At 71.1% G+C, this 11,612-nt stretch carries 15 protein-coding genes; 9 read left to right on the forward strand and 6 right to left on the reverse strand.

Going from position 1 to position 11,612, the window contains the following annotated elements; genetic code table 11:
• Positions 1 to 171 precede the first annotated feature (171 nt).
• From BLT28_RS35255 to BLT28_RS35265, 3 genes are all read right to left on the reverse strand, one after another.
• The gene (locus tag BLT28_RS35255) at positions 172 to 738 is read right to left on the reverse strand and encodes a YceI family protein (RefSeq protein ID WP_030431078.1); all 567 of its coding nucleotides are present in this window, start codon (positions 736 to 738) and stop codon (positions 172 to 174) included.
• A 72-nt stretch (positions 739 to 810) separates the two neighbouring features.
• Positions 811 to 1,746, reverse strand: coding sequence for an NAD-dependent epimerase/dehydratase family protein (locus BLT28_RS35260; RefSeq protein WP_043812618.1), 936 nt, complete (start codon positions 1,744 to 1,746; stop codon positions 811 to 813).
• Positions 1,747 to 1,867: 121 nt separating this feature from the next.
• Positions 1,868 to 2,239 carry an STAS domain-containing protein gene (locus BLT28_RS35265; protein ID WP_030431080.1) on the reverse strand — a complete coding sequence of 124 codons (372 nt, stop codon included), beginning with the start codon at positions 2,237 to 2,239 and terminating at the stop codon, positions 1,868 to 1,870.
• 170 nt (positions 2,240 to 2,409) lie between these two features.
• On the opposite strand from BLT28_RS35265, the gene BLT28_RS35270 reads away from it, so the two are divergent.
• From BLT28_RS35270 to BLT28_RS35295, 6 genes are read left to right on the forward strand one after another with little or no spacing between them, the layout of a single operon-like run.
• Positions 2,410 to 3,273 carry an STAS domain-containing protein gene (locus BLT28_RS35270; RefSeq protein ID WP_030431081.1) on the forward strand — a complete coding sequence of 288 codons (864 nt, stop codon included), beginning with the start codon at positions 2,410 to 2,412 and terminating at the stop codon, positions 3,271 to 3,273.
• A complete protein-coding gene (locus tag BLT28_RS35275) occupies positions 3,270 to 3,647 on the forward strand; it encodes an STAS domain-containing protein (RefSeq protein ID WP_030431082.1) in 378 nt (125 codons plus the stop codon). The genes BLT28_RS35270 and BLT28_RS35275 overlap by 4 nt, the downstream gene beginning before the upstream one ends.
• Positions 3,644 to 4,063, forward strand: a complete 420-nt coding sequence (locus tag BLT28_RS35280; RefSeq protein WP_030431083.1) for an anti-sigma regulatory factor — start codon at positions 3,644 to 3,646, stop codon at positions 4,061 to 4,063. Before BLT28_RS35275 ends, BLT28_RS35280 begins: the two co-directional genes overlap by 4 nt.
• Positions 4,060 to 5,052: an ATP-binding protein gene (locus BLT28_RS35285; RefSeq protein WP_052407622.1), complete on the forward strand. Its 993-nt coding sequence runs from the start codon at positions 4,060 to 4,062 to the stop codon at positions 5,050 to 5,052. Before BLT28_RS35280 ends, BLT28_RS35285 begins: the two co-directional genes overlap by 4 nt.
• Positions 5,049 to 6,575: a PP2C family protein-serine/threonine phosphatase gene (locus BLT28_RS35290; protein ID WP_081900488.1), complete on the forward strand. Its 1,527-nt coding sequence runs from the start codon at positions 5,049 to 5,051 to the stop codon at positions 6,573 to 6,575. Before BLT28_RS35285 ends, BLT28_RS35290 begins: the two co-directional genes overlap by 4 nt.
• Positions 6,576 to 6,579: 4 nt before the next feature.
• A complete protein-coding gene (locus BLT28_RS35295; protein WP_162184877.1) occupies positions 6,580 to 6,975 on the forward strand; it encodes an ATP-binding protein in 396 nt (131 codons plus the stop codon).
• Positions 6,976 to 6,977: 2 nt separating this feature from the next.
• Here the strand turns inward: BLT28_RS35295 and BLT28_RS35300 are convergent, their stop codons facing one another.
• Positions 6,978 to 8,123, reverse strand: coding sequence for a PP2C family protein-serine/threonine phosphatase (locus tag BLT28_RS35300; protein WP_197683923.1), 1,146 nt, complete (start codon positions 8,121 to 8,123; stop codon positions 6,978 to 6,980).
• 113 nt (positions 8,124 to 8,236) lie between these two features.
• On the opposite strand from BLT28_RS35300, the gene BLT28_RS35305 reads away from it, so the two are divergent.
• Positions 8,237 to 8,713 carry a MarR family winged helix-turn-helix transcriptional regulator gene (locus tag BLT28_RS35305; RefSeq protein WP_043812623.1) on the forward strand — a complete coding sequence of 159 codons (477 nt, stop codon included), beginning with the start codon at positions 8,237 to 8,239 and terminating at the stop codon, positions 8,711 to 8,713.
• Between the two features lie 147 nt (positions 8,714 to 8,860).
• Here BLT28_RS35305 and BLT28_RS35310 read toward each other — a convergent pair whose 3' ends face one another.
• Positions 8,861 to 9,343, reverse strand: coding sequence for a hypothetical protein (locus BLT28_RS35310; protein WP_030431089.1), 483 nt, complete (start codon positions 9,341 to 9,343; stop codon positions 8,861 to 8,863).
• A 188-nt stretch (positions 9,344 to 9,531) separates the two neighbouring features.
• Here BLT28_RS35310 and BLT28_RS35315 point away from each other — a divergent pair, with 188 nt between their 5' ends.
• Positions 9,532 to 10,512 carry a penicillin-insensitive murein endopeptidase gene (locus BLT28_RS35315; protein WP_081900490.1) on the forward strand — a complete coding sequence of 327 codons (981 nt, stop codon included), beginning with the start codon at positions 9,532 to 9,534 and terminating at the stop codon, positions 10,510 to 10,512.
• A gap of 102 nt (positions 10,513 to 10,614) precedes the next feature.
• On the opposite strand, the gene BLT28_RS35320 is transcribed toward BLT28_RS35315, so the two are convergent.
• Entirely contained in the window at positions 10,615 to 11,073 is a 459-nt protein-coding gene (locus tag BLT28_RS35320; RefSeq protein WP_030431091.1) for a MarR family winged helix-turn-helix transcriptional regulator, read from the reverse strand.
• 84 nt (positions 11,074 to 11,157) lie between these two features.
• On the opposite strand from BLT28_RS35320, the gene BLT28_RS40645 reads away from it, so the two are divergent.
• Positions 11,158 to 11,310, forward strand: a complete 153-nt coding sequence (locus BLT28_RS40645; protein ID WP_156051202.1) for a hypothetical protein — start codon at positions 11,158 to 11,160, stop codon at positions 11,308 to 11,310.
• The last annotated feature ends 302 nt before the right edge of the window (positions 11,311 to 11,612 follow it).

The raw sequence follows: 11,612 nt of genomic DNA on the forward strand, positions 1-11,612 counted from the left end.
GTACCGGACCACCTCGCCATCGCACTTCGAACAGGTACCGACGTGATCAGTGGCGTACATCGCTCACCCCTGGAAACGGATCTCGACTTGGGTGCCCCGTGCAGGAGTGACGGGTCCGAGTCCGATCCGTGACGTGAGGCGAGCGGACGACTACTTTCTGTCTGGGTAACTTCAGCCCGGCTCGGGCGCGTCGAGCGTCGCCTCGATGTCCAGGGTGATCGTGATCTGGTCGCTGACCAGCTGTCCTCCTCCGGGCAGCCGGGCGTCGAAGGTGAGCCCGAACTCGCGGCGCCGGATGGTGGTGTGCGCGCTGAACCCGGCCCGGGTGTCGCCGGTATAGGGGTCCTGGATGATCCCGTTGAAGGTCAGCTTCAGCCGCACCGGGCGGGTGTGCCCGTGCATCGCCAGTTCCCCGTCGACCAGGAAGTCGGTGTCGTAGGGGTGCACGGCCGAGGACCGGAACTCCATCGTCGGGTAGGTCTCGGACTCCAGGAACTCCGAGGAGGCCAGGCTCCTGTCCCGTTTGGCGCTGCCGGTGTCCAGCGAGGTGGCGTCGATGATCGCGCGCACCGCGGACTGCTCGACCGTCTCACCGGTGAAGACCTTGCCGACGAAGCGGCGGAACCGGCCGTGCACCTTGCCGACCGCCATGTGGCGCGCGGTGAACAGGACGCTGGAGTGCTCTTGGTCGATCGTCCAGAAACCGCTGCGGTAGCCCGCGATCGCAGGTGCCGTCATGCTCTCCCCCTTCGCAGTCGATCACCCGAAGGAGGGATCGTGGCGAACTCGGGCCACCGGCGCAAGGGCGGCTCAGACCGATCTCAGCTCGGTCCGGCATTGGTCGGCGATGAGCTGCTCCAGCGAGGAGCTCTGCGGCTGCCAGCCGAGCTTGCCGCGCAGCCGCCCGTTGTCGGCCATCAGCTTGGCCGCCTCGCCGGGGTGCGCGGGGTGGTGGGCCACCGGCAGCTTGCGGCCGGTGAGCTTGCGCGCGGTCTCCAGGATCGAGGACACGCTGGCCGGGGTGGCGCCGACGTTGAACACCTTGTGGGTGCCGGTCTCGCACTCCTCCAGCGCCAGCAGCACCGCCCGCGCCACGTCGTTGACGTGCACGAAGTCCCGGATCGCCGAGCCGTCGCCGTAGACGTCGACCCGCCGGGCGCGCCCGGCGGCCACCGCGGCGACCTTCGGGATGATCCGCGAGCCGTCCGGGTCGCCGGTCTCGCCGACCGCGCCGGCGATGTTGAAGATCCGCAGGCTGACCGCGCCGAGCTGGCCGGTGGCGCACTGCCACGCGATGGCCTGTTCGGCGGCCAGCTTCGAGGCGGCGTAGGGGTTGCGCGGGTCCGGCGGGGCGTCCTCGTCGATCGGCTGGCGCTTGGGCACGCCGTAGACGCTTCCGGTCGAGGCGAAAACGAGCCGGGCCGGTGGGGCGTCGCCGCCGGAGATCGCCAGCGCCTCCATCAGGTTCAGCGTGCCCGCCACGTTGACCCGGTAGTACCTGGTCGGGTGCGCGAACGCCTCGCGGACCCTGGTCAGCCCGGCCAGGTGCACGACGGCGTCGACGTCGGCGGTGGCCAGCACGAGCGAGTGGAAGTCCAGCAGGTCCCCGCGCCGCCACTCCACCCTGGCGAAACCGCGTGGCTGGTGCCGGTGCACGAGCCCGACCACCTCGTGGCCCTCGGCGTCGAGCAGCCGGACCGCGACGCGGCCCAGGTACCCGCTCGCCCCCGTGACCAGAATCCGCATGACATCCCCGCACACTTCCCGCGTGGCGCCCCCGACAGCGCCGGCAAGGAGTATGCCCCTCCGGGGCGGGCGGTTTGGAACCACCCGCCACCGGGGAAAACCGCGACGCGTGGAGGCGATCTCAGGCCGGGCTGTTGGTCACGGTGAACAACGTGGTCACACCCGCGATCTCCAGGATGCGCAGGGCGTACTTGCTCAGGTGGGTCAGCACCAGCTCACCACCGGCCTCCTGGGCGGACTCGCGGGCCCTGACCAGGGCGCTGAGGCAGGCGGAGTCGAAGAAGGACACGCCGGAGAAGTCCACGGTGAGCTGCTTGGCCCCGGCGCCGAGCAGGCGCGCGACCTCGGCGTCGAGCTGCGGGGCGCCCGCGTAGTCGATCTCGCCGATCAGCTTGATGCGGCCGGCTGTGCCCTCGACCTCACCGTGCACCGAGCTGCCGAGGCCTGCCTCACCAGCGTCGGTCACCGGTTGCGTGGGGTTGTTGCTCGTCATCCTGAACTCCCGCTGAGGTCGTCGGTCGGCCGTGCCGCGGACCGGGGATGTGCCCGGGCCGCTTTCTACAGATGTGTCCCGCCGGGGTCACGTTGAACCCTGATGAGGTATTCCCCATATGTTTGTCGCGGGACAAACATACCGTCGTTCGCAGTGAGGTAGGACAGTCCATGGCTGAACAGCAGCGCCATTCCGGAGCAGAGGTCGCTTCCTTCCTCCTGGAACGCGAGGCCGAGATCATCGACTCGTGGCGACGACTGCCGTTCTTCGACTCCGGTGACAACGACCCCGCGCAGGTCGAGCGGGACTGCGGGGCCGTCGTGCGCGCGCTCGCCGAGGCGGTGCGCACCGGGGACGAGGATGATCCTGCCGCAGCCCCGTTCAACTCGCTGCGCGGGCTGTTCATCGAGCTGGCGGGCAGGCGCACCCGGCTCGGCGACTCGGCGAGCGAGATCGCCGTGGAGGTCGGCAGGCTGAAGGGCCCGGTCGTGCACCTGTGGAAGTCCGCGGGCGGGCACCGCGGGGTCGAGCAGACCGCGCTGCTGGTGGACGCCCTGGGCACGCTGCGGGTGGCGGTCATGGAGATCGCCGTGGCCACCAGCGCCGAGCTCATCCAGCAGCAGCAGGAGCAGCTGCTGGAGCTGTCCACCCCGGTCATCCGGCTCTGGCGGGGCATCCTGGCCGTCCCGCTGATCGGCACGCTGGACAGCGCGCGCAGCCAGATCGCGATGGAGAGCCTGCTGCAGGCGATCGTCGACCAGGGCGCCGAGGTGGCGATCCTGGACATCACCGGGGTCTCCATGGTCGACACCATGGTGGCCCAGCACCTGCTCAAGACCGTGATGGCGGCCAGGATGATGGGCGCGGAGTGCATCATCAGCGGCATCCGCCCGCAGATCGCGCAGACCATGGTGCAGCTGGGCATCGACCTGGAGGAGGTCACCACCCGCGCCGGTCTCGCCGACGCGCTGGCCTTCGCGCTGACCAAGATCGGATACCAGGTCACCGCGCCGGGCGGAGCGATCGGCCGATGAACGCCCTGCCACTGCTGCGGATCGGCGACATCCTGCTGGTCAGCATCCAGACGGAGCTGCACGACGAGCTCGCGCTGCGGTTCCAGCGGGAGCTGGCCGAGAAGGTCGCCGACGAGGGCATCCGCGGCGTGATCATCGACATCTCCGCGCTGGAGGTCGTCGACTCCTTCCTCGGCCGCGTGCTGCACGACATCGCGGCCACCACCTCCGTGCTGGCCGCGCGCACCGTCGTGGTGGGCATGCGGCCCGCCGTCGCCATCACCCTGGTCGAGCTCGGGCTGTCGCTGCAGGGGCTGCGCACCGCGCTCAACGTCGAGGCCGGTCTGCGCCAGCTCGGCATCCGCAGGCTCGACGTGTCCGGGGAGGCGCGATGAGCCGAGTCCTGGCGGCTGACACCATGCCGATCAGGTCCGAGGGCGACATCGTCGGTGTCCGGCAGCTGGTCCGGGAGCACGGGGCGGCCGCGGAGCTGTCGCTGGTCGAGCAGACCAAGCTGGTGACCGCGGCCAGCGAGCTGGCCCGCAACACCCTGCTGCACGGCGGGGGCGGCAAGGTCGAGGTGTGCTCCACCGAGGAGGACGGGCGGCGCAGCATCCGGCTCACCTTCGTCGACTCCGGCCCGGGGATCGAGGACGTGGAGCTGGCCCTGACCGACGGCTTCACCACGGCGGGCGGGCTGGGGCTCGGCCTCGGCGGCACGCGCAGGCTGGCCAGCGAGTTCGAGATCGACTCGGTGCCCGGCGAGGGCACCACGGTGACGGTCTGCTTCCACACCAGGGTCCGCAGGTGAGCGAACGCCGGCTGGACATGCGGGTGCACGAGCCCAGCCACGTGGGGCGGGCCCGGGCGCTCGCGGTCGAAGCGGCCAAGCGCGCCGGCCTCACCGAGGACTCGGTCGGCCGGGTGGCCCTCGCGGCGAGCGAACTGGCGGGCAACCTGGTCAAGCACGCCGTGGACGGCATGCTGCTGGCCCAGCACGCGCCCGGCAGGCTGGACCTGATCACGGTGGACCGGGGGCCGGGCATGCGGGACCCGAAGCGCTGCCTGGTCGATGGCTTCTCCACCGCGGGGAGCATGGGGACCGGCATGGGCGCGGTGCGCCGCGCTGCCGACTTCTTCGACCTGTACTCCTTGCGCGGCAAGGGAACCGCGGTGCTCGCGCGGTGGCTCGAAGCGGACGTCGAGCCGGGGCCTGCCGGTCTGGTGCTGCCCGCGCCGGGGGAGTCGGCCTGCGGGGACGGCTGGCGGGTCCGCGATGACGGGGCCACGCTGACCGCCGCGCTCGTCGACGGTTCCGGGCACGGCGAGGCCGCGGAGGCCGCCGCGGCGAGCGCGTTGCGGGTGGTCGAGGAGTCCGCGTCCCTGCCGCCGCTGGACCTGCTGGGCCTGATGCGCGAGCGCCTGGCCCAGACCAGGGGGGCCGCGGCCGCGATCGTGCGCATCGATCGCGAGGCAGGGCTGCTCAGGTTCACCGGAATGGGCAATATCGTGGTGCGGGTGCACGAACCCGGGTCGGAGCAGAGCGTGCAGCTCGTGTCCTCCCCGGGCATCGTCGGCCATCGGGCGCAACGCCACCGCCCGGTGGAGACGCTGCGGCAGTGGACGACGGAGACCATGGTGATCATGAACACCGACGGGATCAGCCAACGGTGGTCGCTCGATGACTGGCCGGGGGTGCGCGCGGCGGACCCGCTGCTGCTCAGCGCGCTGATCCTGTGGCAGGCCAACCGGTTTCGGGATGACGCGGGGGTGCTCGTGCTCGGCGGCGGTGGCCGATGAGCCCGACCAGCAGGACCGATCTGGTCGAGCAGCGCGTCGGCTCCGAGGCCGACGCGGCGCTGCTGCGGGAGAAGCTGCTGCGGGTGCTCGCCCAGCTGCCGGTGGACGACGTGCACCGCGCCGAACTGCTCGTCGCGATCTCCCGTGAGCTGCGCGATCTGGTCGACGCCGGTGGCGGCACCGTGCGGATCGCGGTGGAGGACCTGCCCGAGGAGAGCCCCGTCCCGGTGCTCACGGCGAAGCCGGAGCGGCTGGGCGACGAGGCGCTGCTCGGCCCGTTGCTCGCGGTGATCACCGAGCAGCGCCAGGCGCTCAGCTGGCACCAGACCGAGCTGCAGCAGACCAACGCGGGGCTGCTCGCCCTGCACGCGGAGCTGGAGCAGCAGCGGCGCAGGCTGACCTTCCTCGACGAGATCAGCCGGATGCTGGTGACCTCGCTCGCCGAGGACGAGGTGCTGCAACGCCTGGTGCAGCACCTCGTGCGGGCCGGGTTCGCCGAGACGGCCACCGCGTGGGTCCCGGTCGAGGAGGCGTTGTCCTGCACGGCGACCACCGAGGACGAGATCCCGCGCATGCCCTCCGCCGAGGTCGTCGCCGCGGCCCGGGCCCACCGCGCGCATGCCGGCAGCGGATTGCTGGCGCTGCCGTTCCTGGTGGGCAACCAGTGCCTCGGCGTGCTCGAACTGCGCCGGGAACAGCCGGACTACGACGAGGACGAGCACGAGCTCGGCAACCACGTGGCGGGTCGCGCGGCCGTCGCGCTGCGCAACGCCCGCGAGTACGAGCGGGAGCGGGATCTCGCCGAGACGCTGCAACGCGCGATGCTGCCCGCGCTACCGCAGGCCCCCGGCATCCGGGTCTGCGCGCGGTACCGCCCGGCGACGCGCGGCATCAACGTCGGCGGCGACTGGTTCGACGCCTTCATCCGGCCGGACGGGCGGCTCGTGCTCACGGTCGGCGACGTCACCGGCCACGGTATCGACGCCGCGCTGATGATGGGCCAGCTGCAGAAGGCGTTGCGGGCCTACGCGATCGAGGGGCACGGCCCGGCGGCCACGCTGCGCCTGGTGCACCAGCTGATGCGGACGCAGGAGACCGGGCTGCTCGCGACCGCGGTGCTCGCCGAGCTCGACCCGGACAGCGGGGCGCTGCGCTGGGCGGGCGCCGGGCACCTGCCGATGGCCCTGCGCGCCCGGGACGGCTCCGCCACGCTGCTCACCGAGCGGCAGGCGCCGCTGCTCGGGCTGCCCCTGGCCACCCTGGAGGTGCCGGAGCACTCCACGGTGATCGAGCCCGGCGGCGGGCTGCTGCTCTACACCGACGGTCTGGTGGAGCGACGGCATTACGACATCGATACCGGGTTGAGACGTTTGGTCGACGCCTTCTCTGCCGACCCCGGTATCCAGGGGGAGCCGTTGGTTCGGTCGATGCTCGCTGATCTGTTGACGGACAGCAGGCACGAGGACGACATGTGCCTTCTCCTGTGCGAGCGAGTGGCACCTGAGAACCCTGATGCGGAGTGAGTGCGTGCCAGAGGCAGCGAGTTCGGAGACCATGCGGACCGTCGTCCCGTTGCAGCGCGATCCGGGGTCCTGCGCCGAGGTCAGGGCACTGGTGACGAGCCTGCTCGCGGACTGGGGCATGCCCGAGGACCTGGTCCGCGACGCCGTGCTGGTGGCGAACGAGCTGGTGGCCAACGCGGTCGAGCACGGTGCGGGCCCGGTGTGGTTCGGGCTGAGCCGGACCGGCAACGGCATCCGGATGGAGACCGGGGACGGCAGCGCCGAGCTGCCCCGGCTGCGCAGCACCGGCCCGGCTGACGAGCGGCACCGCGGACTGGTCATCGTCGGCGCGCTGAGCAGCGCCTGGGGGACCGAGCACCGCCCGGACGGCAAGGTCGTCTGGGCGACGATGAGCGCCTGAGCTCAGTCGGGGCGGCCCCGCCAGTCGAGGCAGACCGCGACCGCGTCGTCGTCGAGGTCGGAGTTCCCGCCGAACTGGCTCAGATCCGCCATGAGCGCACGGACCGCCTCCGCCGCCGAGAGCCCTCGGGTGGCGGTGAGCAGCCGGGACAAGTGCTGTTCTCCGTAGCTGCGGTCCTGCGCCCTCGCCTCGTAGACACCGTCGCTGATGATCACCAACCGGTCGCCGGGCACCAGTTCGAAGCGCTGCTCCAGGTAGTGGGTGCTGTCGAACATGCCCAGCGGCAGCTGCGGCTCCAGCCGCATCTCCAGCACCTCGTCCCCGCGCAGCCGCCAGATCTGCGGGGAGCCCGCGTCGATCACCGCGAGCCGCCCGGTGGCCAGCTCGACCTGGAGCAGCAGGGTGGACACGTGCTGCTTGCCGCCGTGCTGGGCCCAGATCGCCTGGTCGGCCAGTGCCGCCTGGTCGGCCAGCTCCACCCCGGCCCTGCGGGCGTTGCGCAGAGCGTGGATGGCCAGGCTGGTCAGCAGCGCCGCGTCGACGCTCTCGCCCATGCCGTTGGTGACCGCGACGGTCAGGTGCTCCTCGTCGGCGCTCCAGTCGAAGTTGTCCCCGCGCACGGCGTACGCCGGCTCCAGCTGGCCGGCCAGGCTGAACTCGGCCTGTTCGAGGCAGCGGCCGGGCAGCAGGTCCCACTGCATCTCCGCGGCCAGGGTGAGCCGTTGGGTGCGGCGGGCCCTGCGGAAGCGGTCGGTGACCACCTCGGCGGCGATCAGCGCCTGCCCGGCGCGCCCTGCCAGTTCGGCCAGCTCCGAGAACTCCTCTGGGGGTGGCCCGGTCCAGCGCAGCCGCAGCACGCCGAGCCGGTCTCCTCGGACGCTGATCGGCAGGTGCAGGAACTCCCCGCTGACCACCGGTTTCTGCCGGGCGAAGGCGGTACCGGCCGGGGTGGAGGAAATCGGTTGCCCGCCCGAGGCCGGGCTCAGCACCGGTTCGAGCGAGGACGTCCGGTAGTCGGCCAGGAACACCTCGGCTTCCGCCACCCCGTAGTGGGTGTGGAGAATGTCCCCCAAGACGTCGCCGAGGCTGTGCGCGGGCGTGCGCAGCATGGCACGCTCGACATCGGTCAGCCGCTGGGTCGGATGCAACAGGTCCTCCTGGGGCTCCGGGCGCGGAATGGACGGCCCTGCCCGGGGGCGTTGTTCTAGTGGATGCCCCGTAACGGGGGCAGTGATGTCGACGCTTCTCGTCAGAGCGGAGTATGGCGCTGGTGCGGCACCCCAACCACCTTCCGGCCGATATCGCGGCCGCAGTGGAGGCTGCCGCCGAGGCCCTGGTGATCGTCTGGGGCCGCAGCTCCGAGCGCCTGCACCCCAAGGTCTCGCCGTCCCAGTTGCGCGCGCTGCTCGTGGTCGAGCAGAACGGCGCGCTCACCCTCGGCGGGCTCGCGGAGGAGCTCGGCGCGATCCCCTCGTCGGCGAGCCGCCTGTGCGATCGGCTGCAGGCCGCCGGTCTGCTCGCGCGCACCACCGGGTCCACCGACCGCCGTGAGGTGTCGCTGCGGCTGACCAAGGACGGCCAACGCCTGCTGGAGGAGCTGCGGCTGACCCGGCGAGAGGAGCTGGCCGGGGTGCTGGGGGCGATGAACCCGCAGGCCAGGGACGCACTGCTGGCCGGGCTGGACGCGTTCCGGGTGGCCGCGGTGCGGTCGGGCCTGCGCAGCGGCGAGACCGGCTAGCGCAGAGGAGTGCCCAGACCCGTGAAGCCTCGACATGCCGCCAGCCTCCAGAAGATGTTTGCCCTAGGGCAAGAATTCTAGCGAGCGACTGTTGCCCCTGTGCAAGGAGTAGGCCGAGCAGGGGTGCGCGGGCGTGTTGCCGCTCGATCAGCGGCTCTGCTGGACGACCTGGGTCGTGGTCGCCGGTGTGGTCGCCGTGGTCGTCGGCGTCGTGGTGATCGGCCGCGCCGTGGTCGTGGTGGGCGTCGGGCCGATCTGGCTCGGCACGGGCAGCACCACGCTCGGCACGACGACCGAGGGCAGGTCGATCGGTGACGGGCTCGGCGTGACCACCGTGCTGCCGTGGATCACGGTGGTGGTCGGGACGAGCGTGACCGTGGTGCGGCCGGGCTGGTACTCCATGGGCCTGCCGTCCGGGTTCGTCTCGAACCGCCGGTCCTCCCCACCCTCGCGGGGGTGCAGCGCCCCGCCGTCGCGGCCGGGGGTGCCGGTGGAGGAGAACTGGTCGGTCAGCGCGACACCGAGCACCACGGCCACGGCGACCGCCGTCGCCGTGGTGAGGGACCAGACGGGGAACGGGAGGCGGGGCCGCTGCTGCGCCGCCGATTCCTGCGCCGGGGATTCGTGCACGGGTGACTCCAAGTCAAGGCGCGGCACGCCGCCGCGCGTAGCTCCCCGAACCGCGCGGTCATGTAATCACCACGGCCCGCCCGGATCCGAATCCGTTCACTCCACCGAGTGGGCCATGTGGAGGATTGCCCAACTCCAAGCCCTGTGGGAAAAAGTCCTACTAAATCAGCGGGGTATGGAGGCCATACATGTTGAAGCGTGCATCAACCCTGGTCAGAGCCATGACGATGGGGGCGGCGGCAGTGCTGGTGCTGGGCTTGGCGGCTCCCGCCACGGCGGCGTACCCGGGTGCGTTCCACCCGACCCAGAGCGTCGGCAACCGCGGCTCCGACGTCACCGCGCTGCAGTACCTGCTGCGCGGGCGCGGGCACGCCACGGCCGTCGACGGCGTCTTCAGCGCGGGCACCGCGACCGCGGTGAAGGCTTTTCAACAGGCCAAGTCGCTGCCCGCGGACGGCATCGTCGGAACGAAGACGTGGGGCGCGCTGGTCGTGCAGGTGCGCGAGGGCGACAAGGGTGACGCCGTCTCCGCGTTGCAGACGCAGCTCAACGCCAAGCTCAGGCTCTCGCTGAAGGTCACCGGCACCTTCGACGCCGCGACCAAGCAGGCGGTGAGCAACTTCCAGTCGCACGCGCGGCTCGGGGCGGACGGCGTCGCGGGCCCGGTCACCTGGGAGAACCTGCTGTGGCACTACGCCTACCCGGACATGGGCGCCGGGCTGTGCGACAAGGACCCGGACAACAACGGCACCGCCAACTGGGGAACGGGCGCCACGACCGCCCAGCTGGAGGCGGCTGCGCGGACCTTCGCGGCGACCGGCCAGGGCAAGATCCCGCTCGGTGACATCGGCTTCGAACACGGCGGCGCCATCAACGGCCACGCCAGTCACCGCGCCGGCATGGACGTCGACATCTGGCCGGTCCGCACCGACAGCGCGCAGTGCACCGCGGGCCGGATCACCTGGGAGTCGCCGACCTACGACCGCGCCGCGACTCGCCAGCTGGTCAAGGCGATCCGGGGGGCGGCGCCGGGGCACGTGAAGGTCATCTGGTTCAACGACCCGGTGCTGATCCGGGAGGGGCTGACCAAGGCGCTGGTCAACCACTCCAACCACCTGCACGTCCGCTACTGCGAGAAAGTGCACACCAGCAGCTCCTACACCTGCTGACGCTCGGTCTTGCGCACCGGATGAGTCATCGAGGTGGTTCAACGCACCGAATGACTCGTTCAGTGCGTACAGCGGAGCGATCGCGGCATCGGTGGGAATGGCTCAGCGGAGGTGGCGGTAGCCGGGGTGCACGCCGGGGACGAGGTTGTGCGCGCCGGCGAGGCGGTCGAGGAGCTGGGCGAGCACGTCGCGTTCGTCCTGGGACAGCGGAGCGCAGAGTTCTTCGTTGTGCTCCACGGAGATCAGCATCGCCTGGCGCAGCATCTTCACGCCCTTCTCGGTCAGGTGCAGCGCGTAGGCCCGCCGGTCCTTGGGATTGCGCGCGCGCTCGACGAGCCCTCTGTCCTCCAGATCGTCCACAAAGGACACCATGCGGCTGGGCACGACGCCCATGCGCTCCCCGAGCTCCTGCTGCGACGCGCCCTCGTTCGCCGAGATCATCCGCAGCAGGCCGACGTGCCTCGGCTCGATGTCCAGCGGCCGCAGCCGCTCGGCGAACCGCTGCGCCCCGTACGCCCCCAGCTGGGAGAGCAGGAACGCCACGCCCTTCGGTTTGTCCATACCCCCGACACTAGCGCTGAGAAATCATTCAGGGTGTGAATGGTTTCGTAGTGGAAGTCACAGGGAGGACGAAGGGACGACACCGTGAGAAGCCAGTTCAAGCCCAGAGTGCGCAAGCTCGCGTTGCTCGTGCACGTGCTGTTCGGCCTCGCGTGGATCGGCTTCGAGGTGGTGGTGATGCTGCTCGCGCTCACCGGCGTCACCACCGACGACCCGCGCGTGCTGCACGCCGCCTAAGTGGTGCTCGGCGAGGTCGGACCCGCGCTCTACGGTCCGTTCAGCTTCGGCACGCTGGTCAGCGGCATCGTGCTGTCCCTCGGCACCCACTGGGGGCTGGTCAGGCACTACTGGGTGGTGGCCAAGCTGGCGATCAACCTGGCCACCGTGCTCGGCGGCAACCTCGCGATCGCCGCGCTCATGCGGGACGCGGGACAGCGCGTGCTGGGCGCGCGGATGGAAACGCTCGACGCCGCGGCCGTGGGGTCGATCCAGTACTCCCTCCTGGCGAACGCGATCGTGGTGACCACGTTGCTGGTCTT

The organism is Allokutzneria albata (assembly GCF_900103775.1).
GTDB lineage: Bacteria > Actinomycetota > Actinomycetes > Mycobacteriales > Pseudonocardiaceae > Allokutzneria > Allokutzneria albata.